This is a genomic window from Amycolatopsis lexingtonensis, assembly GCF_014873755.1.
GTDB classification, from domain to species: Bacteria; Actinomycetota; Actinomycetes; order Mycobacteriales; family Pseudonocardiaceae; genus Amycolatopsis; species Amycolatopsis lexingtonensis.
In genome coordinates, this window is the sequence record NZ_JADBEG010000001.1 from 1666713 (window position 1) to 1692641 (window position 25929).

The 25929-nt window shown below is 72.7% G+C and carries 23 protein-coding genes; 8 read left to right on the forward strand and 15 right to left on the reverse strand.

Annotated features, from left to right (window positions below; translation table 11 throughout):
- Nucleotides 1-3: 3 nt before the first annotated feature.
- The 5 genes from glgC to H4696_RS07980 form a co-directional block, all read right to left on the reverse strand.
- Nucleotides 4-1221 (reverse strand): glucose-1-phosphate adenylyltransferase, encoded by a 1218-nt coding sequence (gene glgC, locus H4696_RS07960; RefSeq protein ID WP_169734802.1) that lies wholly within the window; start codon nucleotides 1219-1221, stop codon nucleotides 4-6.
- Nucleotides 1218-2372, reverse strand: coding sequence for a glycogen synthase (gene glgA / locus H4696_RS07965; protein WP_086856148.1), 1155 nt, complete (start codon nucleotides 2370-2372; stop codon nucleotides 1218-1220). The genes glgC and glgA overlap by 4 nt, the downstream gene beginning before the upstream one ends.
- A gap of 70 nt (nucleotides 2373-2442) precedes the next feature.
- Complete coding sequence (locus tag H4696_RS07970; protein ID WP_338064851.1) at nucleotides 2443-3978, reverse strand: hypothetical protein; 1536 nt, start codon at nucleotides 3976-3978, stop codon at nucleotides 2443-2445.
- Between the two features lie 139 nt (nucleotides 3979-4117).
- Nucleotides 4118-5608: a choice-of-anchor A family protein gene (locus H4696_RS07975; protein WP_192782152.1), complete on the reverse strand. Its 1491-nt coding sequence runs from the start codon at nucleotides 5606-5608 to the stop codon at nucleotides 4118-4120.
- Between the two features lie 100 nt (nucleotides 5609-5708).
- The gene (locus H4696_RS07980; protein WP_086856149.1) at nucleotides 5709-6113 is read right to left on the reverse strand and encodes an STAS domain-containing protein; all 405 of its coding nucleotides are present in this window, start codon (nucleotides 6111-6113) and stop codon (nucleotides 5709-5711) included.
- Between the two features lie 338 nt (nucleotides 6114-6451).
- Here H4696_RS07980 and H4696_RS50715 point away from each other — a divergent pair, with 338 nt between their 5' ends.
- Entirely contained in the window at nucleotides 6452-7315 is an 864-nt protein-coding gene (locus tag H4696_RS50715; protein ID WP_086856150.1) for a MerR family transcriptional regulator, read from the forward strand.
- Between the two features lie 337 nt (nucleotides 7316-7652).
- Here the strand turns inward: H4696_RS50715 and H4696_RS07990 are convergent, their stop codons facing one another.
- Nucleotides 7653-8087, reverse strand: coding sequence for an SRPBCC family protein (locus tag H4696_RS07990; RefSeq protein ID WP_086856151.1), 435 nt, complete (start codon nucleotides 8085-8087; stop codon nucleotides 7653-7655).
- Between the two features lie 192 nt (nucleotides 8088-8279).
- Here H4696_RS07990 and H4696_RS07995 point away from each other — a divergent pair, with 192 nt between their 5' ends.
- On the forward strand, nucleotides 8280-11870 hold the full coding sequence (locus tag H4696_RS07995) for a discoidin domain-containing protein (RefSeq protein WP_086856152.1): 3591 nt from the start codon (nucleotides 8280-8282) through the stop codon (nucleotides 11868-11870).
- Here the strand turns inward: H4696_RS07995 and H4696_RS08000 are convergent.
- From H4696_RS08000 to H4696_RS08010, 3 genes are read right to left on the reverse strand one after another with little or no spacing between them, the layout of a single operon-like run.
- Nucleotides 11863-12024, reverse strand: coding sequence for a hypothetical protein (locus H4696_RS08000; RefSeq protein ID WP_158104260.1), 162 nt, complete (start codon nucleotides 12022-12024; stop codon nucleotides 11863-11865). The two genes, H4696_RS07995 and H4696_RS08000, sit on opposite strands and share 8 nt — an antisense overlap.
- A complete protein-coding gene (locus tag H4696_RS08005) occupies nucleotides 12021-13244 on the reverse strand; it encodes a hypothetical protein (protein ID WP_249026825.1) in 1224 nt (407 codons plus the stop codon). The genes H4696_RS08000 and H4696_RS08005 overlap by 4 nt, the downstream gene beginning before the upstream one ends.
- Nucleotides 13241-13588 (reverse strand): cupredoxin domain-containing protein, encoded by a 348-nt coding sequence (locus H4696_RS08010; RefSeq protein ID WP_086856153.1) that lies wholly within the window; start codon nucleotides 13586-13588, stop codon nucleotides 13241-13243. Before H4696_RS08010 ends, H4696_RS08005 begins: the two co-directional genes overlap by 4 nt.
- Nucleotides 13589-13717: 129 nt before the next feature.
- Between H4696_RS08010 and H4696_RS08015 the strand changes: the two genes are divergently transcribed.
- The 3 genes from H4696_RS08015 to H4696_RS08025 all read left to right on the forward strand — a co-directional run bounded on the left by H4696_RS08015 (nucleotide 13718) and on the right by H4696_RS08025 (nucleotide 18918).
- Nucleotides 13718-15523: a hypothetical protein gene (locus H4696_RS08015; protein WP_086856154.1), complete on the forward strand. Its 1806-nt coding sequence runs from the start codon at nucleotides 13718-13720 to the stop codon at nucleotides 15521-15523.
- Between the two features lie 78 nt (nucleotides 15524-15601).
- On the forward strand, nucleotides 15602-17242 hold the full coding sequence (locus tag H4696_RS08020) for a PucR family transcriptional regulator (RefSeq protein WP_249026826.1): 1641 nt from the start codon (nucleotides 15602-15604) through the stop codon (nucleotides 17240-17242).
- A 236-nt stretch (nucleotides 17243-17478) separates the two neighbouring features.
- Entirely contained in the window at nucleotides 17479-18918 is a 1440-nt protein-coding gene (locus H4696_RS08025) for a M4 family metallopeptidase (protein ID WP_143264911.1), read from the forward strand.
- 3 nt (nucleotides 18919-18921) lie between these two features.
- On the opposite strand, the gene H4696_RS08030 is transcribed toward H4696_RS08025, so the two are convergent.
- From H4696_RS08030 to H4696_RS08040, 3 genes are read right to left on the reverse strand one after another with little or no spacing between them, the layout of a single operon-like run.
- Nucleotides 18922-20124, reverse strand: a complete 1203-nt coding sequence (locus tag H4696_RS08030) for a cysteine desulfurase-like protein (RefSeq protein ID WP_192782153.1) — start codon at nucleotides 20122-20124, stop codon at nucleotides 18922-18924.
- A 31-nt stretch (nucleotides 20125-20155) separates the two neighbouring features.
- Entirely contained in the window at nucleotides 20156-21289 is a 1134-nt protein-coding gene (locus H4696_RS08035) for an acyltransferase family protein (RefSeq protein WP_276328968.1), read from the reverse strand.
- A gap of 55 nt (nucleotides 21290-21344) precedes the next feature.
- Nucleotides 21345-21572 (reverse strand): hypothetical protein, encoded by a 228-nt coding sequence (locus tag H4696_RS08040; protein WP_086865494.1) that lies wholly within the window; start codon nucleotides 21570-21572, stop codon nucleotides 21345-21347.
- 97 nt (nucleotides 21573-21669) lie between these two features.
- Here H4696_RS08040 and H4696_RS08045 point away from each other — a divergent pair, with 97 nt between their 5' ends.
- Nucleotides 21670-22887, forward strand: a complete 1218-nt coding sequence (locus H4696_RS08045; protein ID WP_225955624.1) for a glycosyltransferase 87 family protein — start codon at nucleotides 21670-21672, stop codon at nucleotides 22885-22887.
- On the opposite strand, the gene H4696_RS08050 is transcribed toward H4696_RS08045, so the two are convergent.
- On the reverse strand, nucleotides 22838-23263 hold the full coding sequence (locus H4696_RS08050; protein WP_225955625.1) for a DUF4383 domain-containing protein: 426 nt from the start codon (nucleotides 23261-23263) through the stop codon (nucleotides 22838-22840). The genes H4696_RS08045 and H4696_RS08050 overlap by 50 nt on opposite strands.
- Nucleotides 23264-23340: 77 nt before the next feature.
- On the opposite strand from H4696_RS08050, the gene H4696_RS08055 reads away from it, so the two are divergent.
- On the forward strand, nucleotides 23341-23802 hold the full coding sequence (locus H4696_RS08055) for an SRPBCC family protein (protein ID WP_086865492.1): 462 nt from the start codon (nucleotides 23341-23343) through the stop codon (nucleotides 23800-23802).
- On the opposite strand, the gene H4696_RS08060 is transcribed toward H4696_RS08055, so the two are convergent.
- Nucleotides 23772-24968 (reverse strand): FAD-dependent oxidoreductase, encoded by a 1197-nt coding sequence (locus tag H4696_RS08060; RefSeq protein ID WP_086865491.1) that lies wholly within the window; start codon nucleotides 24966-24968, stop codon nucleotides 23772-23774. The two genes, H4696_RS08055 and H4696_RS08060, sit on opposite strands and share 31 nt — an antisense overlap.
- On the reverse strand, nucleotides 24965-25408 hold the full coding sequence (locus tag H4696_RS08065) for a nitroreductase family deazaflavin-dependent oxidoreductase (protein WP_086865496.1): 444 nt from the start codon (nucleotides 25406-25408) through the stop codon (nucleotides 24965-24967). Before H4696_RS08065 ends, H4696_RS08060 begins: the two co-directional genes overlap by 4 nt.
- A gap of 54 nt (nucleotides 25409-25462) precedes the next feature.
- Here H4696_RS08065 and H4696_RS08070 point away from each other — a divergent pair, with 54 nt between their 5' ends.
- Nucleotides 25463-25921, forward strand: a complete 459-nt coding sequence (locus H4696_RS08070) for a MarR family winged helix-turn-helix transcriptional regulator (RefSeq protein ID WP_086865490.1) — start codon at nucleotides 25463-25465, stop codon at nucleotides 25919-25921.
- Nucleotides 25922-25929: the final 8 nt, after the last annotated feature.

Genomic DNA, 25929 nt, shown 5'->3' on the forward strand with positions numbered 1-25929 from the left:
CCCTCAGATCGCCCGTTCCCCCTTGCCGAGCACGACGATCCCGCCTTCGCTGACGTGGTAGTGCCCGCGGTCGCGGGCCAGGTCCACGCCGATGTGCGCGCCCGGCGGGACCACGACGTTCTTGTCCAGGATGGCCCGCCGCACCACCGCGCCGCGGCCGACGCGGGCGCCGTCGAGCAGCACCGACCCCTGCACCACCGCGCCCTGCTCGACCAGGACGTCGGGGGAGAGCACCGAGTCCACGACCTGGGCCCCGGAGATGATGCAGCCGTTGCTGACGATCGACTGGTTCGCCGAGCCGCCCTCGACGAACTTCGCCGCCGCGCGCTGGCCCGGGTGGGCGAGGATCGGCCACTTCCGGTTGTAGAGGTTGAAGATCGGGTGCGTCGAGATCAGGTCGGTGTGCGCCTCGTAGTAGCTGTCGATGGTCCCGACGTCGCGCCAGTAGCCGTGGTCGCGCTCGGTCTCGCCGGGCACGACGTTGCCGTTGAAGTTGTAGACCGCCGCTTCGCCGGACTTCACCAGCGCCGGGATGATGTCGCGGCCCATGTCGTGGTGCGAAGCCGCGTTCTCGGCGTCCGCGTGCAGCGCTTCCAGCATCACCTTGGTCGTGAAGATGTAGTTGCCCATCGACACGTACGACTCGTCGGGGGAGTCCGGCAGGCCCGGCGGGTCGTCCGGCTTCTCCATGAACGCGTCGATCATCAGCCCGTCGGTGGTGCGGATGACGCCGAACGAGCTCGCCTCCGACCGCGGGACGCGGATCCCGGCCACCGTCACGCCGGCGCCCGAAGCGATGTGGGCGTCCAGCATCTGCCGGGGGTCCATCCGGTAGATGTTGTCCGCGCCGAACACCGCGATGTAGTCGGGGTCCTCGTCGTAGACCAGGTTGAGGCTCTGGTGGATCGCGTCGGCGCTGCCCTGGTACCAGCGCGGCCCCAGCCGCTGCTGCGCCGGCACCGGCGTGACGTACTCGCCGGTGAGCGACGAGAGGCGCCACGTCGTCGAGATGTGCCGGTCGAGCGAGTGCGACTTGTACTGCGTCAGCACGCACAGCCGCCGGAACCCGCCGTGCACCAGGTTCGACAGCACGAAGTCGACCAGCCGGTGCACACCCCCGAAGGGCACGGCGGGTTTGGCGCGGTCGGCGGTCAGCGGCATCAGCCGCTTGCCCTCGCCGCCCGCGAGCACGATGCCCAGCACGTCGGCTCCAGTGTTCACGACGACCTCCCGCACGCTTCGTAGAGGGCGACCGTCCGTTCGGCGATCGCCCTCCAGCCGAACTCGCCGACCGCGCGCTCGCGGCCGGCCGTACCCATCGCGGTGGCCCGCTCCGGGGACCCCACCACTTCGTTCAGCGCGGCGGCCAGTCCCGCCTCGAACCCCTCGGCGTCACGCTCGTCGTAGTGCACGAGCAGGCCGGTCCGGCCGTCGTCGACGACCTCCGGGATGCCGCCGACGTCGCTGGCCACCACGGGCGTGCCGCACGCCATCGCCTCGAGGTTCACGATCCCGAGCGGCTCGTAGACCGACGGGCAGGCGAACACCGCGGCGTGGGTGAGCAGCTGGACGACCTCGTCGCGCGGCAGCATCTCGGGGATCCAGCGGACCCCGGTGCGGGACTGCTCCAGCTCGGCGACCAGGCCGCGGAACTCCGCGTCCAGCTCCGGCGTGTCCGCCCCGCCGGCGCACAGCACCAGCTGGACGCCCGGGTCGAGCTTGGCGCCGGCGCGGACCAGGTGCGGGACGCCCTTCTGCCGGGTGATCCGGCCGACGAACAGCACGTAGGGCCGGTCCGGGTCGATGCCGTGCTTGGTGAGGGCGTCGCGGCCCGGGTCGGGCCGGTAGAGCGTCGTGTCGATGCCGTTGTGGATCACGTGCACGCGCTCGGGCGGCACCGCGGGGTAGGCGGCGAGGACGTCCCGGCGCATGCCGCCGCTGACCGCGACGATCGCGTCGGCGGACTCGTAGGCCTCGCGCTCGATCCACGACGAAACGCGGTAGCCGCCGCCGAGCTGTTCGGCCTTCCACGGCCGCAGCGGCTCCAGCGAGTGCGCGGTGACGACATGCGGGATGCCGTGCGTCAGCTTGGCCAGGTGCCCGGCCAGGTTCGCGTACCAGGTGTGGCTGTGCGCGAGGTCGTGACCTTCGAGGGCGTTCGCCATGGACACGGCGATGTCCATGGTCGTGAACGCGGGCTGGCGGTAGCCGTGGGGATCCGTGTGCCCGGTGGCGCCGGCGCGGTCCGCGCCCCAGCAGTGCACGTCGAGATCGACCAGCGGCCGCAACTCCCGGGCGAGGAACTCCACGTGGACCCCGGCGCCGCCGTAGACCTCCGGCGGGTACTCCCGGGTGAGCAGGCCGACCTTCATGACCGGAACCCTATGGCCTCACGGGGGTTTCGCGCAGTCTGACGTCCAGGGGAAATACTGGAGTTTTCGGTCACGGTTCCCGGGTGAAGACGAAGTGGCCGACGCCCTTCGCCGCGGACCGGACCTGCCAGTCGCCCGGTCCGGTCGCCGGGCCGGACGCGTACTGCATCCGGAAGTCCGGCTTGCGCGGGGCCACCGAGGTGTCCAGCCAGTGGTAGTTCACCCGCAGCGCCAGGCTCATCAGCGGGTTCGCCGTCGCGATCCGCTTCTGGACCAGCTTCACCGCCTCGCCCCGGTCGGAGAACTCGTCGAGGATGGCGCACTCGCAGAAGTAGGCCAGGGTGCCGATCTCACCGGGGCTGGCCACGCTCGCCCCGTTCAGCCGCGCGCCGAGCTCCGTGCCGACCCGCGCGTAGTCCTCGGCGCTCGCCCAGTTCCCGAACACCACCGGCGACGGCCACGGCAGGCCCTGCGCGCCGTCGACCGCGGCCGCGCTCAGCACCAGCACGCCGGTCAGCCCGAGGGCGAGCACCGGCGGCCCGGTCCGCAGTTCCGCGCGCTCGCGAGCCTGGGCGTACCAGGTGCCGAACGCGGCGACCGCGAACGCACTCGCCGCGGTCACCGGCGCCACGTAGTACCAGTGGAACGGGCCGACGCCGATGAACGAGTAGGCCACGTAGTAGAGGACCCCGCCGCCGGCCAGCGCCGCGACCGGGCCGAGCGCGGGGAAGCGCGGCCACCGCACGGCGAACCGCGCCGCCGCCCACGCGGCGAGCGCGATGACGCCGAGCAGCGCCGGCACGAACGACACGAACACGGTCACCGGCCAGCCGAGGTAGTACATCATCGGCCCGGTGCTGTAGCTCCACGGCGCGAACAGGCCCACCTGCGTCTGCTTGATGGCGAGCGTGTCGGGCACGAAGGAGCCGAAGGCGATCCAGCTGACCAGGAACCACGGCGCGGCCGTCAGCACCGCGCAGCCGGCCGCGGGCAGCAGCCGCCGCCGGATCGCGGGCGCGCTGAGGGCGATGACCACCACGAACACCACGAGGTCGATCCGGGTGAGCACGGCCAGGCCCGAGACCACGCCGAACCAGAGCGGCCTGCCTTCGACCGCGACGACCGTGAGCACCAGCAGCACGGCCGGGATCAGCAGCACCTCCAGCCCGACCGCGGACAGCACGAACGGGTTCAGCAGCACCAGCGCGACCCCGAGCACGCCGGCCGCGGGCGGCAGCGCGAGCGCCCGGCCGAGCCGCTGCCACGCCCACCCGAGCGCGGCGCCGCACGCCACGGTCAGGACGCCGAGCGCGACGACCGGGTGCGGCCCGCCCACCACGCGCGTCACGAGGGTGAGCGCGCCGAGGAGCAGGACGTTCAGCGGCGACGTCGCGGAGTTCGCGGGCGAACCGGGGATGATGCCCCATTCGCCGTGCACGGCGAGGTTCTTGGCGTAGGCGAGGGTGATGTAGGCGTCGTCGGTGAGGCTCCCGCGCACCACCAGGAAGACGACGGCGCCCAGGAGCGCCCCGTAGACGGGCAGCCACCGCCCGCGCGTGCTCGCCGGTTCGTCGGTCGTTCGGTCCGCGTCAGTCTCCGCCAGCACCTGTCCACCTCGCGGAAGCGCCGCCGGCGCGGGATCCGCCCTTGTCACGATCGAATGCCCCCGGGGGCCGCCCGGAGGTCACCCGATCGTGACACGGTTCGCGTGGGACCGCAGTGTGGCCGCGTTCCATTGTGGAGCGTCAGCGCGTCCGGCGGCGGGTCGTGACGAGCACGAGCGCGATGCCGCTGGTGAGGAGGAGGGCCCCGAGACCGAGGACCGGGCCCAGGTCGGTGCCGGTGCTCGGGAGGTTCCCGTGGCCACGCGGGGTGGTCGGGACGGTCGGGTTCGGGCCGGTGGGGGTGGTCGTGCCCGACGTCTCCGTCGGGGTGGTGACCGTGGTCGAGGTGACCGTTGTGGTGCCCGATGGGGGGGTGGTGTCCGAGGTGGGGGTGGTGCTCGGACCCGTGGTCGAGGTGGGTGCCGTGGTGGTGCTTGTCGGGGTGGTGCTCGGGACCGTGCTCGTCGAGGTGGGCGCCGTGGTGGTGCTCGTGGGCGTGGTGGTGGGTGCCGTGGTGGTGCTTGTCGGGGTGGTGCTGGTGGGCGCCGTCGAGGTGGTCGTGACCGTGGTCGTGGTGGTCGGCTCGGGCGGCTTGACGCATGAGGGCAGGTCGCCGGTGAACGGGTACGCGTGGAACTCCTGCCCGCTGCCCTGCCCCACCCCTGAACCGTGGACCAGGTTGCCCGCCGTGAAGAAGCGGCCGTTCGTGCCGGGGAGGGTGACCGTCGTGGTGCCTTCCGGGCGGCCCGCGAGCACGCTGCCCTGGAACATGCCGCTGCCGGTGAGGCGGACCACCTCGGCGTCGGGGAAGTTCCACAGCAGGCGGGGCCGCAGCCGGTTGAGCGGGTCGGTGTCGTCGAGGCTGCCGCTGTAGGTGTTGATCACGCGGGCCGAGCCGGTGAGGTTGACCAGCACCGTCGCCCCGTCCGGGATGCCGGTGAACGTGATGCCCTGGGTGGCGCCGCCGGGGCCGGCGATGTCCTGGGTGACGGTGAAGACCTGGAGCGCCGACTTGCCGTCGCCGGTGAAGAGCGTCTGGTGGTTCTGGTTCACGACGGTCCCGGTGGCCGCGGCCCGCGCGTAGCACTCGCTCGCGGCGGTCAGCTCGGCCCGCAGGCCCGCGTACGGCTTCATCGCCGCGGGGTCGTGGACGAGCGTGCCGATCACGGTGCCGCTGACGCTCCCGGCGTGCCGCACGACCCCGCCGGCGGAGTCGCCCACGGCGTCGAGGCGCTGCCCGTCGGTGACCGAGAGGTTCCCGCCGACGGTGAGGTAGTCGGCCCCGTCCGGCGGCGGGACGCGCGAGCCGACCCCGGCGACGCCGACGTTGTAGATCGAGGAGCCCGAGGTCTTCCGCAGCGTGAAGTCCCCGCCGACGACCACCCGCCCCTCCGCCTCCGCGGCGCTGCCGGTGACGCGCATGTCGCCGCCGGCGAAGACGTTGATGGCGTTGTCGCGCCCGGCGAACGCCCCGTTCCCGACCGGCGGGAAGGTGCCGGGACACGTCCCGGGCACGCACGGCCCGAGCCCGCCGGGCAGCGGATCGGCGGCCGCGGGCCGTCCGGCCGGGATCGAAAGGACCACGAGCCCGCAGGCCGCCAGCGCCGCGAGGGCGGCATGGGTCACGCGCACGGGACCTCCCCTGTCCACTGTGGACTTCCGTGCGGGACGATAGCGGCAGCTCAGGCGGGGTGCCCGCCGATCCACCCGATCGGGGAGTGCGGGAGCACCGTCATGCGCTGCACGGTCCCGACACCGCACCCGGGGTGCCGGAGTGCGCTTCCGCCACGGCCGCCTGGGCGGCGGCCCGGCCGGGGTGCAGGGGCAGCGTTTCGGCCAGGCCGAGGATGTGCAGGGGCCGGGCCACCGCCACGTCGTCCGGCGCGATCGCGAAGGCCACGTTGCGCGCGTCGGCGTCGCGGTGGGCCTCGACCAGGACGCTGAGCACGGTCGAGTCGCAGAAGGTGGTGCCGGTGAGGTCCGCGACGACCCCTCGCGCCCCGGCGCGGATCGGGGCCAGCAGCCGGTCGCGGAGCCGGCGCGCCGAGCCCAGGTCGAGTTCGCCGGTGCAGCGGACCGTGACGATTCCGGCGTCCGTGCTGGTGGAAAGCTCGGGCGCGGTGCGGTGCTCGGTCATCGGTTCCCTCCAGACGTCCCCGGGCGGGTGGTACCCCGGGCGGCGTGAGATCACTCGTCGGCGGCGTGTCGCTGCGACATCCGGGCGATTTCGATGCGCAAGCGTTGCGTTCGGACATAGCATATTCGGTGCAGCACCACCGTTTCCCGGTACACCGCCGGCCGCGCCGGATGCCACGCCCCGCGGCCGGCCGGATCCGGCTGACGCGGGCCGGATCGCCGGCGCTCCGCGGCGCTGGCAGGGGGACGCGGCAGGCCATCGCCCCGCCGCCGCGTCCCTCCCCGATCCGGACGTCGCTAAGCTTCGGCAGTTCGCCGTCCGTGAGGCGAAGGGAAGCGGTGGAAGCGAAGAACGTCGACGCAGGAGCCTGGGCACCCGGCAAAGTCGCCGAGCTACTCGGCGTCTCACCCGTGACGCTGCGCAGCTGGAGCGCGCGGTACGGGATCGGGCCCCCGGCCGGCGCCGGACGGCACCGCCGCTATTCCGACGCCGACGTCCGCCGCCTCCAGCAGATGCAGCGCCTGGTCGCGCGCGGCATGCCGGTGCGCGAAGCGGCGGCCGCGGCCTTCGGCGGCGAAGCGGACACGCCCGAGATCCCGGCCGCCGACCGGGCGCGCGAGCTCGCGGACGCGGCGGAGGAGCTGCAGTCGGCGACGGTGGCCGGCCTCCTCGACGAAACGCTGGGCACGCTCGGCCCGGCCGCCGCCTGGACCGACGTCCTGGCCCCGGTCCTGCGCGGCCTCGGCGACCGCTGGCAGCGCGGCGACGTGTGCTTCGCCTCGGAGTGGGCGCTGACGACGGAGATCTCCCTGGCGTACGAGCGCTTCAGCGCGCGCTTCCCGGCGGCCGTCCCCGGCCGGCCGGTGCTGCTGGCGTGCTGCCCGGCCGAGCGGCACTCGCTGCCGATGGAGGCCCTGCGGGCGACGCTGGCGGAGGCGGGGATCCCGGTGGCGTATCTCGGCCAGCTGGTCCCGGCGGAGGCACTGGCGGACCTGGCGGCCCGCCTCGACCCGGTGCTGGTGGTCCTGTGGTCGATGACCCCGCCAACCGCGGACGACCTCCTGGCGGCCCGGGTACAGGCCCTCGGCCGCGCGGTCGGCGCGGCGGGCCCGGGGTGGGACAACCTGGGCGACCGCGGCTACGCGAGGGTGAACGACCTCGAGTCGGCGGTCGAACTGGCGGCGGCGCACGCCGAGCTGTAGCCGGTCCCGGCCCCGGCGGGCCCGCACCCGAGCTGCAGCTGGCCCGCATGTCGCTGCCGGTCCTCCGCCTCGAAGCGCCCCAAGGTGGCCTTCGGTGCGTGAGACGCACCGAAGGCCACCTTGGGTGCGCTGGACGCAACCAAGGCCACATTGGGGCGCTCGGCGCACCCCCGGCCACTTGGCGCACCGAAGGTGACTTCGATACGCCGGAGTCCACATTGGCTGCGCCGCACGCGACGACAGCGCACGAGCGGCGCCGAAGTTGCGCAGGGCGCAATCGAGGCCGCGCCGGACGCAGTCCACATTGGTGCGCCCCGCGAGATCGAGTGCGCCCGGCTCAGGTCAGCTTTCCGAGCGCCCGCGTAAGCTCCGGCACCACTTCGTCCCCGAGCCGCTCGAACTCCCGCTTCAGCAACGGCCCGGCCAGCTTCGCCAGCCCGTGGAACTCGATCGTCGCCTGGTACCGCACCTTCGTGCCGCTCCCGTCCGGCGTCAACGTGAAGTCGTCCGTCGACGTGGCCGTCTTGTTCGACCCCACGAACGTCACCCGCCCCGGCTCACGGCGCGTCAGGCGGTAGTCCAGCTCCGTCTCCCGGCCGCGGAACTCCGACACGTTGTGCCACCGCGCGCCGACCTCGATCGGGCCCGCGTCGGTCCGGGTGCACGACTTCGTGCCCGGGTCCCACTCCTCGGTGTGCGCGAAATCCTGCAGGTACCCCGCGACGGCCTCGATCGGCGCCGTCACCGTGAGCGTTCGTTCGACCTCGACCACGACGCCTCCCGGAGATTCGGTGCGAGTTCGCTGCAACCGTACCGAGCGCCGCCCGGCGGGGCGCGATGACCGCTTCGCAGACATCGATGTCATTTTTCCGAATTCTTGTCCACCTTGTCTTCTTGACCGCCTCAACACGCTGAGCGGAAGCTTCCTGGCAACGTTGTCAGCCTGTCGGGAAACGGAGTTCGCATGGCCGAGGAGTACGGCATCACCGCAGATGTCGAGCCCGCGGAGGTCGCCGCCGTGTCGCGGCGGCACGTCTTGGCCGCCGGGACCGGCCTGCTCGCCGGGTTCGGGCTCGCGGCGGTCCTGCCCGGGGTGGCGTCGGCCGCGCCTGTGGTGGCCGGGAAGACCGACCTCGCGCTCTTCCGGCCGGTCCAGGTCTCCTCGACCGCCTACGCCGCCACCCCGGCCGAGTTCGCCGTCGACGGCCTCGCGCAGGTCGGCGTCCGCGGTTCCGGCTGGCGCGCCGCCCCGGGCGACGGCCAGTGGATCGTCGTCGACCTGCAGGCCGCCTGCCGCATCGACTCCGTCGTGCTGACCTTCGAGGCCCAGCCGGGTGACCCGGCCTTCGACGCGAGTGCGTCCCGCAGCCGCACCAGCGGCGCCGAGATCCAGTCGAGCTACGCGACGGCGTTCGACCTCGACGTCTCCGACGACGGCCGGGCCTGGCGCACGGTCCACCACACCGAGGCCGGCACCGGGGGCGTCGTGACCATCCCCCTCGCCGTCACCGCGCGCTGGGTCCGCTTCACCGCGAGCCGCCGCTCGACGACCAACCCGCTCGGCCTCAACGGCTTCCAGGTTTTCGGTACCGGGCCGCAGAACCGGCCGGCGGTCCACGGCTGGACGAGCTTCCCGGTCCGCCCGAACGACGACCCGCCCGCGCTCGCCGTGGCCCCCGACGGCACCGTGCCGCTCGAATCCGGCTGGGTGCTCACGATGGACGACTGGGCACCGACCGGCGACGGCAAAGCGCTTTCCGGATCCACAGTGGACACCCGCGGGTGGTTGCCGGCCAACGTTCCCGGCACCGTGCTCGCGTCGCTCGTCGAGCAGGGCCAGCTGCCGGACCCGGTGTCCGGTATGAACAACCTGCACGTCCCGGAAGCGCTTTCCCGTCACGCGTGGTGGTACCGCCGCCACTTCGGCCTCCCGCGCGGCCTCGACACCTCGCCCGGCCGGCACGTCTGGCTCGAGTTCGACGGCGTCAACCACGAAGCGCAGATCTGGCTCAACGGTGCCGAAATCGGCACGCAGAGCCACCCGTTCGGCCGCGGCGCCTTCGACGTCACGGCGGCGCTGCGCCGCTCCGGCGAGCAAGTCCTCGCGGTAAAGATCTCGCCGATGCCGCGCCCCGGAAGCCCGGGGGACAAGGGCGCCGACGGCAGCTCCTGGGTCGACGCGGGCAACACGATGTTCGACAACTCGCCGACCTACCTCGCGGTCTCCGGCTGGGACTGGATGCCCGCGGTGCGCGACCGCGCGTCCGGCATCTGGGACCACGTCCGCCTGCGCTCCACCGGCGCCGCCGTGCTCGGTGACGTCCGCGTCGACACGAAGGTGCCCGACGCGGCCACCGCCGAAGTGACGCTGACCGTGCCGGTCCGCAACGCCGCCGCGACCGCCCAGCGGGTCAAGGTCAGCGCCGCGTTCGGCCCGGTCAGCGTGTCGAGCACGGTCACCGTCCCGGCCGGGGAGAGCACCGACGTCGTGTTCCCGAAGCAGGTCGTGAAGAACCCGAAACTGTGGTGGCCCAACGGCTACGGCGCCCCCGACCGCTACGACCTCACGCTGACCGCGGCGATCGGCGCGAGCACCAGTGACCGGCGCACGGTCAAGATCGGCCTGCGCGAGATCGGCTACCAGTACGACCTGCCGATCGTCATCGCCGACGGCCGCGCCACGCAGACCGTCGACCTCGCGCCGCAGACCGCCCGGTTCGTCCGGATGCAGGGACTGAGACGCGCCACCGGCTGGGGCTTCTCGCTCTGGACGATGTCCGTGCTCGACAGCTCGGGCACCGACGTGGCGCAGGGCAAGCCGTCGAGCTCGCTGTCGGTGGCCGACGGCAACCCGCCCGAGCGGGCCTTCGACGGCGACCCGAACACGCGCTGGACGTCGGCCTACGACGACAACCAGTGGCTGCAGGTCGACCTCGGCGCCGCGACGGCGTTCGACAAGGTCGTGCTGACCTGGGAAACCGCGTACGCGGCGACCTTCAAGATCCAGGTGTCGCAGGACGGCGACACCTGGACCGACGCGGCTTCGGTGGACAACAGCCCGAAGCCGCTGACCTTCCTGGTCAACGGCGTCAAGATCTTCGCCCGCGGCGGCAGCTGGGGCTGGGACGAACTGCTGCGCCGGATGCCGGCCGAGCGGACCGACGCCGTCGTCGCGATGCACCGCGACATGAACTTCACGCTGATCCGCAACTGGGTGGGGTCCTCGTACCGGCAGGAGCTGTTCGACGCCTGCGACAAGTACGGCATCCTGCTGTGGAACGAGTTCTGGGACGGCTGGTCGACCGACCCGGCCAACCACGACATCTTCCTGGCGCAGGCGAAGGACACCGTGCTGCGCTACCGCCACCACGCGTGCGCGACGGTCTGGTTCGGCTGCAACGAAGGCACCCCGCCGCCGGTCATCGACAACGCGCTGCGCGACATCGTCCATTCCAGCACCGACCTGCTCTACCAGGGCAACTCCGCGGGTGGCGTGATCACCGGCGACGGCCCGTACTACTGGCAGGACCCGAAGCGGTACTTCACCGGCGAGGCGACCGGCGGCAAGGCCGGGTTCTGGAGTGAGATCGGGCTGCCGACGGTGTCGGTCGTCGAGAGCATGCGCAACCTGGTCGGCGAGGACGACCCGGGCTGGCCGATCGGCGCGCCGTGGTTCCTGCACGACTGGTCCACCAACGGGAACCAGTCCCCGCAGAGCTACCTCGCGGCGATCGACGCGCGGCTGGCGCCGTCGACGAGCCTCGCGGAGTTCTGCCGCAAGGCGCAGTTCGTCAACTACGAGAGCATGCGCGCGATCTTCGAGGCGTGGAACGGGAAGCTGTGGGCCGACGCCACCGGCGTGCTGCTGTGGATGTCGCACCCGGCGTGGCACAGCACGGTGTGGCAGACCTACGACTACGACCTCGACGTCAACGGCAGCTACTACGGCGCGCGCAAGGGCTGCGAGCACCACCACGTGCAGGCCGACCTGACGACGTGGCAGGTCCGGGTCGTCAACCACACGCCGGGCGCGCTTACCGGCGTCACCGCCACCGCGCGCCTCTACGGTCTCGACGGCGCGGCACTGGGCCCGGGCCGGCAGCAGAAGCTCGACGTGTCCCCGATTTCGGCCGCGGCGGCGTTCACGGTCCCGTTCGCCGACGGTCAGCCGGACCTGCACTTGCTGCGGCTGACCCTGACCGACGCCGGCGGCGCGGTCCTGTCGGAGAACACGTACTGGCGCTACCGGACGGACACGGCGATGCGCGCGCTGAACCAGCTCCCGGGCGCGCGGCTGACGACGTCGCTGCGCCCGGACGGCGACGCGTACACCGCGACGGTCCGCAACGACGGCCACACGGTGGCGGCGATGATCCGGCTGTCGCTGCGGGAGAAGAACGGCACCGACCGCGTCCTGCCGACCCGCTACGGCGACAACTACTTCTGGCTGCTGCCGGGGGAGAGCCGCACGATCCGCGTCGAGCCGCGGCGCCGGGTGCCGAACGCGAAACTGCTGGTGGAGGCGTACAACGTGGCGGCGAAGCTGACTAGCTGACTTCGTCGTCTTCCTCGTCCGGTGGGGGCACCTGCCGCCGGGCGAGGAAGATCAGCAGGGCGATGATCACCACCGGGCCGGTGAACAGGGCGATTTCGTCCCAGCCGCCCTGGTGCATCATCACCACGCGGGCCGCGGTGTCCACTGTGGTCATGCGCCCGACACCAGGTAGATGCCGACCGCGGTGTAGCCGACCATCAGGGCCAGCAGCGGGTACTGGCCCACCGTCCGGTACCCCGCGCGCAGCAGCCCGAGGGCGCGGTCGTGCGCCGAGCCGACCGCCAGGACGTGCCCGAGCACGATCGCGCCCACCTGCATCACGGCGATGAGCGCCGTCGACACGAGCGTGTAGTCGACGACGGCCGGGTCGAAGCCGCGCTGGCCTTCGAAGAGCGCGAACGAGAAGTAGTGGGCCACGGTGTACCCCACCATGATCGGCACCAGCGTGTGCGCGAACCCCGCGTACGGCTCGGTGCCCTTGCGCAGGTACGGCCGCGTCAGCCGGATGCCGCCCGCGTACGCCAGCGCGGTGAGCGCGATCGCCGCGAGCAGGCCGGCCGTGGCGAGCGGGACCGACGGGTCCAGGTCGCTCCAGAACGGGAGCCGGGTCAGGCCGTCGAACGCCGTCGAGCCCAGGACGACGAGGATCAGCGGCGTCAGGCCGGGGGAGCCGCTCAGCGCGAGCAGGCCGTCGAGCGGGGACCGCACGACCAGGCGGCCGTCGGCTCGGCGCCCGAACGGGGACAGCCCGGCGATCAGCACCGCGTAAACCTCGAACCCGTCGCCGCGGTCGAACCAGCGGGGCCCGTAGACCGCACCGCAAGTGACGTGTATAACGCCATACACGGTGACGAACGCGGCGATCAGCCGCGGCGAGTCCGAGTGGCCGGACGCCAGCTCCAGCCAGAGGAACGCGAGGAGGCTCGCAACCGCGGGCCAGTGGGCGAGCCGTTCCGGCACCGGGCGGCGGCCGGGGAACAGCGAAGCGAGCGTGCGCAGCGGGTTCATCCGCCGCCAGACCGGGCCGAAGAGCAGCGACAGCGGCACCAGCCCGACCCAGAACCACGCGTAGAACCACGCGGGCGCCGGGTTGGCCGCCGAGGTGTCCGGGCCGAACCACGCCATCCCGAGGAACCCGGCGAAGCCGAGCAACCCGAGTCCTTTGAGGACGAACGACACCGCGCGAGAATCGATCACGCCCGCGAACGGCAGCGGACGTCCGGCCTCCAAGCCTCGCAGCCGCGGGGTTTTCCACAGCAGCGTCAGCGCGACGAACGACGCGAGCACGGCCGCGGCGCCCGCGTAGAGCGCGAGCCAGAGCGGGACCGGCAGGTCGGAGCGCCCGCCGAGCCCGTGGGCGAGGACGATCGTCACGCGCCGACCCGCAGCTGGGTCAGCTTCGCCCCGCTGTGGTGCAGCTCGACTTCGAACAGTCCCGGGACGTCGGCGGTGAACGACACCGAGCCGCGCTGTCCCGCCGTCAGCTCGACCTCCTTGTCGTAGCCGTGGACGTGCAGCTCGTCGGCGGTGTCGGAGGTGACTTCGAGCCGGACGGCGCGGCCGGGGGAGACCTCGACCCGGTCGGGCCCGGCCACCCGCTTGCCGCCCTGGACGGTGAACCGCGCGACCTGCTCGCCCGCGGGCGCCGGTGGCGCGGGGGACGCGCATCCGCCCAGGACCAGGGTCAGCATTGTCACCAGCACGAGGGTCCGCGCCATCGCCGTCCTTCTCGTCGTGCGGGTTGTCCGGTTGCGGGCACCCCGGAGTTGCCCGGGCGGTTCGCCCGGCTTATCGTGTGACGAACAGTAACAGTTACTTCTGTTCACGGAATCAGGAAGGCGCACGCGATGCTGCTGGCGCAGGAGAACAGTCCCCCGGCCGGGGGCGCCCAGTTCGGCCAGATCGTCGTCGCGCTGCTGATGTTCCTGCTGGTCTTCATCCCGCTGGCGATCTTCGTCCTGCGCACGCGGGCCGGCAAACGGACGCTCGTGGGCCGCCTCGCCGACTGGTCGGGCGAGCTGTCCGGGTTGCCGCGCTGGGCCGCGCTGCCGATGTTCGTCGCCTTCCTCTCCGGCATGTCCGCGCTGATCGGCGTCTACTGGGACGTCCCGATCCACATGGAGCTCGGCCGCGACGAAGGCCCGCTCGCGAACCCGTCGCACTACCCGATCTACTTCGGGCTGATGGGCATCTTCGCCAGCGGCGTGCTCAGCGCCGCGCTGGCCAAGGGGAAGCTGCCGAAGCGCACCTTCAAGCTCGGCCCGCACTGGCGGGTGCCGATGGGCAGCGTGCAGATGATGCTGACCGGCCTGGTCGGCATTGCCGGCTTCCCGCTCGACGACGTCTGGCACCGGCTCTTCGGCCAGGACGTCACCGAGTGGGGCCCCACGCACGTGCTGATGATCGGCGGCGGCGTCGGCGTGGTGATCGGCCTGCAGCTGCTGCTGGCCGAAGCCCGCCAGGCCGGCGCCACCGGCCCGTTCGTCCGGCTGCTCGGGCCGGTGCTGGCCGGCGCCTGGATGATGGGCGCGTCGGCGTTCCTGATGGAGTTCGACCTCGGCGTGCCGCAGTTCCCGATGCTCGCCCAGGTGGTGCTCGTCGGGCTGATCGGCAGCTGGACGCTCGTCTGCGGCCGGCTCTCGTGGGGGCCGGGCGGCGCGCTGATCGTCGTCGCCGTTCTGCTGGTTTCCCGCGCGGTCTTCTCGATCATCCCGCTGGTGGCGGACCTGCACGTCGCTTCGCTGCTGCCGTACGCCGCCGAAGCGGTCGTGATCGAGGTCGTCGCGCTGCTCGTGCGCGGGCCGCTGTTCCCGGTCGTGGCCGGCCTGGCGAGCGGCACCCTCGGCCTGCTCGGCGAGTGGGCGTTCTCGCAGTGGCTGATGCCGGACCCGTGGCCCGCCGCGGACCTCGGCCTCTTCCTCGCCTTCGGCGCGGCCGCGAGCGTCGGCGGCGCGCTGATCGGCGCGTGGCAGTACCAGCGGATCGAGGACGTCGCCGCGGGCACCCGCCTGCCGCGCGCCTTCGGGGCCCGGCACGCCGCCGGTCTCGTGGGCGCGCTCGGGGTCGTCGCGCTGATGGCGGCGGTCGCGGCGCCGCTCGCCCCGCCGGCCGGGCTCGCCGCCGACGTCCGGCTGACCGAAGCCGCCGCGGGCCAGGAGATCTCCAACCCGCACGGCGGCGGCACGCCCCGCTGGGTGGACGCCACCGTGACGATCAGCCGGCCCGACCTCGCCGACGACGCCGTCTGGCTCACCGGGTTCGCCTGGCAGGGCGGCGACTTCTACTCCGCGCCGCTCGAGAAGCTCGGTCCCGGCGTCTACCGCACGGCCGAGCCGCTGCCGGTGTTCGGGCAGTGGAAGGCGGGGATCCGGCTGCACGTCGCCAACCGGCTGATGGCGCTCGCGCCGATCTACGCGCCCGCCGATCCCGCGGCCGGCGCGAAGGTCATCACGGCCGAGTCCGGGAAGCGCGACTTCGTCTCGGAGATCTCGTTCCTGCAGCGCGAACGCAAGACCGACACCCCGCTCGTGCTGTGGACGGTCGCCTACGTCGTGGTCGGGCTGATCTTCGCCGGGATGTGGGCCGCGTTCGCGTGGCTCTACGCGGCCGCGGCGGCCGGCGACGCGGCGCGGCGCCGCCAGACCGCGAGTTAGTGCTGCCCGACGAAGTCGGGTGCTGATTTCGTGCCCTCCGACGAACTAGGCTGGACTCGTCCCGCCTAGCTTCGGGAGGTGCTCGTTTCGGTGAACCTGCGCCCGCACGCCAGCCTCGGCCGCGTCCTCGACGACCTCGGCGGCACCCTCTTGGACCTCGTGCTAGGCGACGGCGACCGCCCGGGCGGCATCGGCGGCGTCGCCATCCACGACCCGCTCGACGAACCCGCGCTGCCGCAGCACGCCCTGGTGCTCGGGGTCGGGCTGGCCAAGCCCGCCGAAGTCGTGCGGCAGCTGCGCACACTGGCGCGCCACGACGCGGCCGGGCTCGTGCTGCGCGCCCCGGTCACGGTCACCACGGCGATCACCGCCGCCGTCGAGGAAACCGGCGTCGCGCTGCTGGGCCTGGCCCGCGGCGCCTCCTGGGCCCAGCTCGCGGCGATGCTGCGGTCCCTGCTGGCCGAGGGCGACGTCGGCGACGCCGAACCGGAGACCCTGGCCGGGCTGCCGTCGGGCGACCTGTTCGCGGTGGCCAACGCGATCGGGGCGCTGATCGACGCGCCGGTCACCATCGAGGACCGGCGCTCGCGCGTGCTCGCGTTCTCCGGCCACCAGGACGAAGCCGACGCGTCGCGGGTGGAGACCATCCTGGGGCGGCAGGTGCCCGAGCGGTTCTCGCGGATGCTGGCCGACCGCGGGGTGTTCCGCGAGCTCTACCGCAGCGACCAGCCGGTGTTCGTCAGCCGGCCGCCGGACAGCATGGACGGGTTCACCATCCCGCGGGTGGCGGTCGCGGTCCGGGCGGGCGACGAGATCCTCGGCTCGATCTGGGCCGCGGTGCGCGAGCCGCTGACCCCCGACCGCACCCAGGCCCTCTGCGACGCGGCCCGCCTGGTGGCGCTGCACCTGCTGCGCGTCCGGGCGGGCGCCGACGTCGAACGGCGGCTGCGCGCGGACCTGCTGAGCACGGCGCTCGAGGGCGGGGCCGCCGCCCGCGAAGCACTGAGCCGGCTGGGGCTGGCCGACCAGCCGGTCGTCGTGCTGGCTCTGGCAGTATTGGAGAACGGCGCCGAGGACGCGGAAATCGCGACCGAGCGCCAGCGCCTGGCCGACGGCCTGGCGATGCACCTGAGCGCGGTCCACCCCCGCTGCGCGGCGGCCCTCGTCGGCGACACGGCGTACGGCCTGGTCCCGGTGACCCGCGACGCCGACGGCGAGCGGCGCGCCCTCCGGATCGCGAAGGACTTCCTCGATCGGGTGGGCGACCGCGTCCGGGCGGTGGTCGGCATCGGCCCGGTGGCCCGCAGCGCGGCGGAGCTTCCGGAAGCCCGTGCCAGCGCGGATCGCACCCTGCGGGTGCTGCGGTCGGGGAGTGGTGCGGGGCGGCGGGTGGCGTCGCTGGCCGATGTCCACGTCGAGGCGCTGCTGCTGGAGCTGCAGGACCTGGTGGCCGTGCGGGGAGATCGCCCGACCGGGCCGGTCGCGCGGCTGATCGAGTACGACGAGCAGCACCACGCCCACCTGGTCGAGACGCTCCGGGCCTGGCTCGACGCGTTCGGCGACGTGATCGCGGCGTCGGCGGCGGTCCACGTGCACCCCAACACGTTCCGGTACCGCTTGCGGCGGCTCGCGGAGGTGGGCGGGTTCGACATGACGGATCCTGAGGCCCGGTTCGCCGCGATGCTCCAGCTCCGGGTGGTCGCCCCGCCCGCTCCCTGATCGCGGTGCTCGCCCAAGTCCGTGAATGCCACATCGAGGGACCAAGTGTCCGTGAATGTGGCATTCACGGACCCGCCCGCTTGATGATCGACGTCCGAATTGTCGGTGATTAACCACCGGAAACCCGACCAGACTTGGTGAGTTACCTACTTTCGACCGGTGTGCGACCCCTTCGGGGCATGTGAACCTGCACGGACTTCACGTCAGGTGATCAAGCTTCCACGGAGGTGTACCGGGTGTCACGCAAACGGGTCATCGCAGGGACGGCGGCGGTGAGCGCGGCCGTCGTCGCGGTGTCGCTGCTCACGACGGGTTCGCCCGCCTACGCGACCATCGCCCAGCCGTCGATGCACGCGCTGAACCCCCTCGCGATGCCGTTCGGCAGCGTGCTGCGGTCGCAGCAGGAGATCGGGGGCGTGCCGGTGTTCGGCGGCCAGCTGGTCCAGGTCCGCGACAAGGCGGGCGCGGTGCTCGCCACGCACGGCCGCACCACGAAGAAGACCGCGGGCGCCTTCCCGGCGAGCGACGCGGGGGCCGCGGACGCCGCCATCGCGGACGTCGCCAAGCGCACCGGCCTGGCCGCCGACACGCTCAAGGCCGACGCGCCCCGCGCCTACTGGTACGACGCCACGCTCGGCGGCGCGAAGGGCGACGGCGTCGCGGTGCCGACCTACCAGGTCACCGTGCACGGCAAGAAGCTGAACGACAAGTGGACCGAGGTCGTCAAGGCCGGCACGCGGGACGTCGTCACGTCGTGGTCGGAGGTCCGCGAGGCCAACCGCGACGTCTGCGACGCCGACCACAAGGTGGTCAGCGGCAGCACCGCGTCGGTCCGCTGCGGCACCGCCTTCGACGTCACCCGCAAGGAGGGCGGCGCCGAGTCCAGCGTCGCCGACGTCAACAACGTCTACACGTTCTTCGGGCAGGCGTCGGACTTCTACCAGAAGTACGTCAACGTCGACCTGACGAGCCTGATCGGCGCGGACTACTCCGACGGCACCGGCAAGGCGCTGCGCGGCACCGTCCGGATCTGCGTCGACGGCGAGTGCCCGTTCGCCAACGCCTTCTGGGACGGCGAGCAGATGGCCTTCGGCGAGGGCGTCACCACCGACGACATCACCGGCCACGAGCTGACCCACGGCGTCACCCAGCACACCTCCGGGCTGAGCGGCGGCCAGGCCGACTCGATCAACGAGGGCCTGTCGGACGTCTTCGGCAAGTTCATCGGCATCACGTCGAACGACCCCAACGACACCGGCGACAACCGCTGGCTGCTCGGCGCGGGCTCGTCGCTCGGCGCGATCCGGAACATGAAGGACCCGCGCTCGTCGCTGACCCCGCAGCCGGACATGGTCAACGGCCCGGGCTGGGACACGAACAACCCGGACGAGCACATCAACGACGGCGTCGTGAACAAGGCCGACTACCTGATCACCGACGGCGACACCTTCAACGGCCAGACCGTCCGCGGCCTCGGCCTCGACAAGTCCGTCCAGATCTGGTGGGGCGTCGAGAACACGCTCACCCAGAGCGCGACCTTCAAGGACGTCGGCGACGCGCTGAACTCCTCGTGCGCGGCCCTCGCCAAGGCGGGCACGGCCGGCATCACCACCGACGACTGCACCCAGGTCGGCAACGCGGTGAAGGCCACCCAGCTGGATCAGGACCCGAAGTAACCGTCAGCGGGGGAGCGACGCCAGCCCGGCGAGCAGCCGGTCGACGTCGCCCTCCGTGGTGTAGGGCGCGATGCCGGCCCGGACCGCGCCGGTGTCACCCAGTCCGAGGTGCCGCGAGCACTCGATCGCGTAGAAGCTGCTGGCCGGGGCGTTGACCCCCTGTGCGCCGAGGTGCTCGTACACCGCCTGAGACCGCACCCCGGCGACCGAGAACAAGGTCGTCGGGGTGCGGTGGCGTCCGGGTGCGCCGTACCGGGTGACGAACCCGAGCGCGTCCAGGCCCGCGTCGAGGCGGGCGAGCAGCGCGGTTTCGTGCTCCTCCAACTCCGTCAGCGACGCGAGGAGCCGCGAACGGCGGGAACCCGTGCCCGGCACGAGCCCGGCGAGGAAGTCGATGGCCGCCGTCGTGCCCGCGAGGAGTTCGTACGGCAGCGTGCCCAGCTCGAAGCGTTCCGGGACGGCGTCGGTCGAGGGCAGCAGCTTGTCCGGGTTCAGCGTCTCGAGCAGTGCGGGTGCCGCCGCGACCAGGCCCAGGTGCGGGCCGAGGAACTTGTACGGCGAGCAGGCGTAGAAGTCGGCGCCGAGCGCGGTGACGTCGACCGCCGCGTGCGGGGTCAGGTGGACGCCGTCGACGTAGAGCAGCGCGCCGGCGTCGTGCACCGCCGCCGCGATCGCCGGGAGGTCCGGGCGGGTGCCGAGCAGGTTCGACGCCGCCGTGACCGCGACCAGCCGCGTCCGGTCCGACAGCAGGGACGTGATCGCCGCCGGGTCGAGTTCGCCGGTCGCGGGGTCGAAGTCGGCCCAGCGCACGGTCGCGCCGGCTGCCTCCGCGGCCTGGACCCACGGGCGGATGTTGGCGTCGTGGTCGAGGCGGGTGACGACGACTTCGTCGCCGGCGCCCCAGTTCTTGGCCAGCGTGCGGGAGAAGTCGTAGGTCAGCTGGGTCATGCTGCGGCCGAAGACGACGCCGGCCGGGTCGGCGGCGAGCAGGTCGGCCGCGGCCTGCCGGGCCTCGGCGACGACCGCGCTCGCCCGGCGCTCGGCCGCGGTGACGGTGCCGCGGTTGGCGATCGCGGCGCAGAGCGTTCCGGCGACCGCCTCGCCGACGACGTCGGGCACCTGTGAACCGCCGGGGCCGTCGAAGTGGGCGGCACCGTCGGCGAGGGCGGGGAAGTGCTTGCGGATCGTGGAAACGTCGTAGGTCACGGCGCCAGCATGCCCACCCGGGCGAACGACCTCAAGATCTCCGCAGGGGCGCCGCCGCCGTGGCGGGTACCTGGGGTGGCGCGGGTACCGGCCGCCGGACCGGGGCCGGGGCCTTCAGGTGCCGGCGCAGGCGTTGCGTCGGCTTCTCGACGTAGTTCCACGACAGCTGCCCGACGAGGTACGCCGACGGCACGGCCAGCAGGATCAGCAGCCACACCTGCCGCACCCCGGCGAGGATGAACAGCTGCTGGATCGGGAAGCCCCAGATGTAGGTGCCGTAGCTGCCGTAGACCCACGGCCCGGCGGCCTCCAGCTTCCGCGGCCAGTGCATGGCCAGGGTGATCGCCCCGTACGCCGCGCTGAGCGCCAGCAGGTACCGGCTCGCGGGCGTCTGGCTCAGCGCCAGGTAGGCACCGAACAGCACGAGCGCGACCCACGGCTTGAGCGGGATCCGGTCGCGGTAGGCGTGCAGCACCATCCCGATCACGAACGGCACCAGGAACGACACCGTCGAGCCGATCGGGACGACCAGCAGCGAACCGCCGAGACCGTGCTGCTCGAACGTCGCGTGCAGCATCGTGTCGGTGTAGACCATGCCGCCGAGGACGAGGAACAGGACCAGCCGCGGCAGGCCGATCAGCACGACCACGCCCACGACGAGGACGAGCGCGTAGCCGAGCAGCTCCATCGGCAGAGTCCAGATCGCGCCGTTGACCGAGAAGGGGTACGGGTTGTTCGCGAACACGCCCGGCAGGTCGTGCTGCATGTAGAAGAGCACGGTGGTGCCGACCAGGTAGCGCCACGTCTGGATGTGCGTCCAGTAGTCGTGCGCGGGCCACGTCGTGACCAGCGGGCCGATCACGAACACGGTCACCAGCAGCACCACGACCAGCGGCGGCATGATCCGCAGCAGCCGCCGCGCGGAGAAGCGCCACCACGACGGGTCGCGCGCCCAGCTGTCCTGGATCTGGTAGCCGCTCATCGCGAAGAACCCCATCAGCGCGATGTACCCCGGTGACATGTGCCAGGACGCGGGGAAGATCGTCAGCCGCTGCGGGTGCAGCAGCGGCATGCTGTGGTCGACGATCACGGTGATCGCGCCGATCATCCTCAGCCACGCGAAACCGACGTTGGGATTGGCGTGAATTTTTGGCGAGCTCGGCACGGGGGCAGATGCTAACCCATCCAGTCGCGGCGCTTGCCCCGAACGGCCGAGAAACTCACCGCCCGCGGTTGCGCGGGTGCTCGCGGGCGCGCCGTTCGTTGCCGTGCTTGTAGTTGCCGGTCACCCGGGCCATGAGCTGCTGCGGGTCGTCGCCCCGCGCGATCGCGGCCAGGAACCGGGCCGCCGCGGCCCCGCGGAGGGTGCCCGCGGGACGGCCGTGGTGCGTGATCGTCACCGTGCCGCCCTCGCCGGCGTGGTGCGCGAAGCCCTCCGGAGTCCCCATCCGCCCAGGGTGGCACGGCGGGCAACCGGTTTTCCCCGGGTCGGGTCCGGGGGATACCCGGATGGCGCACCCGCGGCGACCCGACAGAATGCGTGGGATGCGGGGGAGACATCTACTGGCCGGCGTGCAGGTACTCGTGCTGGTGGCGCTGCTGGTCTCGTACAACGACGGCCGGTGGCGGTTCCCGGCCTACCGCGTCGACCTGGACGTCTACCGGCTCGGCTCGGCCGCGCTGCTGCACGGCCACGACCTCTACGGCACGCTGCCGCCGACCGGCGACGGCCAGCTCCTGCTGTTCACCTACCCGCCGTTCGCGGCGGTCGTGCTGGCCCCGTTCGCGGTCCTGCCGTACTGGGCCGCCTGCCTCGCCCTCACCCTGCTGACGCTCGGGGTGCTGGCCCTGGTCCTCCGGGCCCTGCTGCGCGCGCTCGGGGCGCGGTGCGACTGGTGGCGGGTGGCCGTGTTCCTGCTCGTCGCCGAGGCGCTGGAGCCGGTCCTGCGGACGCTGTACGCGGGCCAGATCGACCTGCTGCTGCTCGCGCTCGTCGCCCTCGACGTCCTCGTGGCCGTGCCGAAGTGGCCGCGCGGCCTGCTGATCGGCCTCGCCGCCGCGATCAAGCTGACCCCGGCGGTGTTCCTGCTCTACCTGCTGCTCCGCCGCGACACCCGGGCCGCGGTGACCGCCGCCGTCACGTTCGCGGGCGCGACGGCGCTGGGCTTCCTGCTGGCCGGCGCGGACTCGGTGCGGTACTGGACCGGGGCGCTGTGGGACACCGGCCGCGTCGGTGAGCCGACCTACGCCGGCGATCAGTCGCTGCTCGGGCTGCTCGCGCGGCTGGGGGTGCCGCCCGGGGCGCGGACGGCGTGGTGGCTGCCGCTGGTGGCGGTGGTGCTGGTGCTGACGGCGCTGGGCGTCCGGCGGGCGCTGGCGGCGGGGGAGCCGGTGCTCGCGCTCGGCCTCACCGCCGTCGGCGGGCTGCTGGTGTCGCCGATCTCCTGGACGCACCACTGGGTGTGGGCCGTGGTCGTGCTGGCCGGCTGGGCCGAGCTGGCCCGCCGCACGCGGCGCCGCGGGTTCGCGGTCCTGGCCGGCACCGGGGTGCTGCTGTTCGTGGCGGGACCGCAGTGGTGGTGGCCGCGCGGCGGCGAGGTGGAGCGGCACTGGAACTTCGTGCAGCAGCTCACCGGCAACGGCTATGTCCTCTTCGGACTCGCAGTGCTGGTGACCGCGGTGCTGACGCGGTTCCCCGGGCCGGACGACGACTTCAGCGGCGCGGTCCCGGCCCGCGCTGCAGCCAGCCCGCTCCCAGGATGAGCATGGCCGTGCCGAGGCCGAGGGCCAGGCAGACGCCGGCGTTGTTCATCGGCAGCACCTCGGAGACCGCGTCGGGCAGCGGGAGCAGCCCGGCCAGGCCGGCCGCGGTGTAGACGGCGCCGGCGGCGACCAGGAACCGGGCGGCCAGCCGCTCCGAGCGCGAGCAGAACACCGCCGCTGCGCCGGTCAGCAGGTGCGTGAGCGCCCACGGCCCGGACACCGCGAAGAGCCCGAACAGCTCGCGGGGGCCGCCGCCGTCCGCGACACCAGACATCAGCTCCAGCGCGGCGAGCACGAGGAACAGCAAACCGATCAGCATGCCCATGCCCTGCACGGGGGCGGGGCCCCGCCGGGTCCCGGGTTCGGTGGCGGTCATGTCTCCCGGGTTCCCCGCCTGGGTCCTTTTAATGCACGGCTTCCGGGGTAACCGGGGTTCCGACGAAAGGTGAGCCGATGACCGAGTACCGCCACACCGCGACCGCCGACATCCCCGCCGACGAGCTGTTCGCGTTCCTGAGCCACCCGGAGAACCTGCCCCGCTACTTCCCGGAGATGAAGGTGGCGCAGCCGCGCGGCGGCGACACGGTGCACGTCGAGGCCGAAGTGCACGGCGAACGCGTCGCGAGCGAGGCCTGGCTGCACACCGACGAGGGCACCCGGTCGCTCAAGTGGGGTGCCGAAGGCCCCGACGACTACCACGGCGAACTGCGGATCGCCGAAGCCGGCCCGGCGTCCTCGGAGATCACCGTGACGCTGCACAGCGTCCGCGAGGCCGAAGGCGGCGAAGTCCAGCGGGGCCTCGAGGAGACGATCGCCGCGATGACCCACGCGGCGACCTCCGACGCCGACGTCGAGGCCGCCGAAGGCCAGGGCGGCTGGACGAACTACGACGCGAAGAGGGACTCGTCCAGCTGAGGCGGGAACGGGCCGTAGGCGTTGCCTCGGGCCCCGCGGGTGCGCAGCGCCGGGATCGCGAACAGCAGCTTGAGCAGGGCCGGCGGCGCGGTGCCGCGCCCGCGGGCCCGGGCCGCGGCGGCCCGCTTCTCCACGCGCACCTGGTCGGCCTGCACCCGCTCGATGGCGCGGATCCGGTCGGCCTGCACGGCCGCGAGGTCCTCGTCGGTGACGTCGCCGCGGCGCAGCGCGGGCACCAGGCGGTTCGTGGCGGCGACGGCGTCCTGCACGGCCATCAGGATGCCGTTGCCGCCGACCGGCGAGATGACGTGCGCGGCGTCGCCGAGCAGCAGCAGGCCCGGCCGGTGCCAGCGCTCGACGCGGGAGATGTCCACCGACAGCAGCGTCGTCTGCGAGAAGTCGGTCAGGAGGTGAGCCCGGTCGGCCAGCCACGGCACGCGCTCGCGCACGAAGGCGCGGATCGGCTCGACCCCGCGCTCACGCAGCGCCGGGTACGCGCCCTTCTCGATGCTGTAGCCCACCTGCCAGTCGCGGACGCCGCCGAGGACGCCGACGTAGGCGTCGCGCCCGAAGTAGAGGTCGAGGTCCGCGTCGGGCGGGTCGCCGGGGGAGCGGGGGAGCCGGAACCAGAGCAGGTCGGTGGTGGCGCCGAGCGGACGCGCTTCGAGCCCGGCCAGGCGCCGGACGGTCGAGAACCGGCCGTCCGCGCCGATGACGAGGGACGTCTCCAGCTCACCGCCCCGGAAGCGGACCCCGGTCACCGCGCCGTCCGCTTCGAGCAGGCCGGTGACCTTGGCGTTCGTGCGCAGGCGGAACGTCGGCAGTGCGTTCGCGCGCTCGGCGAGGAAGTCGAGGAACCGCACCTGCGGCATCAGCGCGACGTAGCCGAACGGCGTGCGTAGGCGGTCGTAGTCGGCGCAGCTGTAGCCGCCGGCCGGGGTGTGGAAGCGGAACGAGCGCGCCTTGAAGTGGTCGAGTTCCAGCAGGTCCCCGGCGAGGCCGAGCCGGTCGAGCAGTTCGAGCGTGTAGGGGTGCAGCGAGTCGCCGCGGAAGTCGCGGTCGAAGTCCGAGCGGGCTTCCAGCACGGTGACGTCGATCCCGGCGCGGGCGAGCAGGTAGCCGAGCAGCAGCCCGCCGGGGCCGCCGCCGGCGATGGCGACGCTCATGCCGGGTCCACTGTGGACAACCGGAACACCGCCATCCCCGGCACGTGCTCGAGGATCCGCTCGTGGCTCGCGTCCTGGGGGACCGGGAACGCCTTGATCGCCCACGGCACGGACATCGCGGCCAGGTAGGTGGCGACGACTCGCGCGGCTTCGTCGCCGGCGACCGGTTCGGCCCGGCGTTCGGCTCGCTCGCCGGCCGCCAGCAGCGCGCACTCCGGTGCGGCGAGAAGGTTCACCACCCAGTCGCGGTCGCGGACCGGTGAGACGAGGTAGTGGCCGCCGTCCGTCGCGACCACGGCCAGCGGTACCCGCCGCGGCGCGCCGGAGCTGCGGCCGCGGGTCTCGACGACACGTAGCGCGTACCCGCCTTCAGGGGGCGGCTCGGCCGGGGCCCCGATCAGCTTCGCGGTCATTTCGGCGTTCATCGCTCGGACGTCCACGAGGTCCACGGTAGCAAAACTCGCTAGATTGTCTAGCTAACTTAGAATGGCCTGGTGGAAGACGGTCCGGTCGCCCTGCGGGTGAACTTCGCCCTGCGCGAATTGCTCTCCCTGGCGCACGACGTCCAGGCGGCGCTGGCCCGGCGGCTCGGGCTGGGCGCCACCGACGTGCAGGCGCTGCAGCACCTCGCCTTCGGCACGCCGATGGGCACGGTCGACCTCGCGCACGCGCTGAAGATCCGCTCGGCGTCGGCCACCGTGCTGGTCGACCGCCTCGAAGCGGCCGGGCACGTCCGCCGCGGCCCGCACCCCAGCGACGGCCGCCGGGTCACGCTCACCCTCAGCGAAGCCGCCCGCGACGAGGTCCGGGTCGCGCTCGCCCCGCTCGTCGCCGCGATCACCCGGTTGACGGACGGGCTGGCACCGGAGCACGCCGAGGTCGTCGCGCGGTTCCTGGGCGACACCACGAAAGTGCTCCGCGCGTACGCTGCGGAGCCGCCGGAAGCGGGTTAGCGTTCCCG

Bases quoted from the DNA above. Each gene is read 5' to 3' on its own strand.
- glgA (WP_086856148.1), bottom strand. From the start codon at position 2,372: ATGAAGGTCGGCCTGCTCACCCGGGAGTACCCGCCGGAGGTCTACGGC.
- H4696_RS07980 (WP_086856149.1), bottom strand. From the start codon at position 6,113: ATGACCGAGCACCGCACCGCGCCCGAGCTTTCCACCAGCACGGACGCC.
- H4696_RS07995 (WP_086856152.1), top strand. From the start codon at position 8,280: ATGGCCGAGGAGTACGGCATCACCGCAGATGTCGAGCCCGCGGAGGTC.
- H4696_RS08000 (WP_158104260.1), bottom strand. From the start codon at position 12,024: ATGACCACAGTGGACACCGCGGCCCGCGTGGTGATGATGCACCAGGGC.
- H4696_RS08010 (WP_086856153.1), bottom strand. From the start codon at position 13,588: ATGGCGCGGACCCTCGTGCTGGTGACAATGCTGACCCTGGTCCTGGGC.
- H4696_RS08015 (WP_086856154.1), top strand. From the start codon at position 13,718: ATGCTGCTGGCGCAGGAGAACAGTCCCCCGGCCGGGGGCGCCCAGTTC.
- H4696_RS08040 (WP_086865494.1), bottom strand. From the start codon at position 21,572: ATGGGGACTCCGGAGGGCTTCGCGCACCACGCCGGCGAGGGCGGCACG.
- H4696_RS08045 (WP_225955624.1), top strand. From the start codon at position 21,670: ATGCGGGGGAGACATCTACTGGCCGGCGTGCAGGTACTCGTGCTGGTG.
- H4696_RS08050 (WP_225955625.1), bottom strand. From the start codon at position 23,263: ATGACCGCCACCGAACCCGGGACCCGGCGGGGCCCCGCCCCCGTGCAG.
- H4696_RS08055 (WP_086865492.1), top strand. From the start codon at position 23,341: ATGACCGAGTACCGCCACACCGCGACCGCCGACATCCCCGCCGACGAG.
- H4696_RS08060 (WP_086865491.1), bottom strand. From the start codon at position 24,968: ATGAGCGTCGCCATCGCCGGCGGCGGCCCCGGCGGGCTGCTGCTCGGC.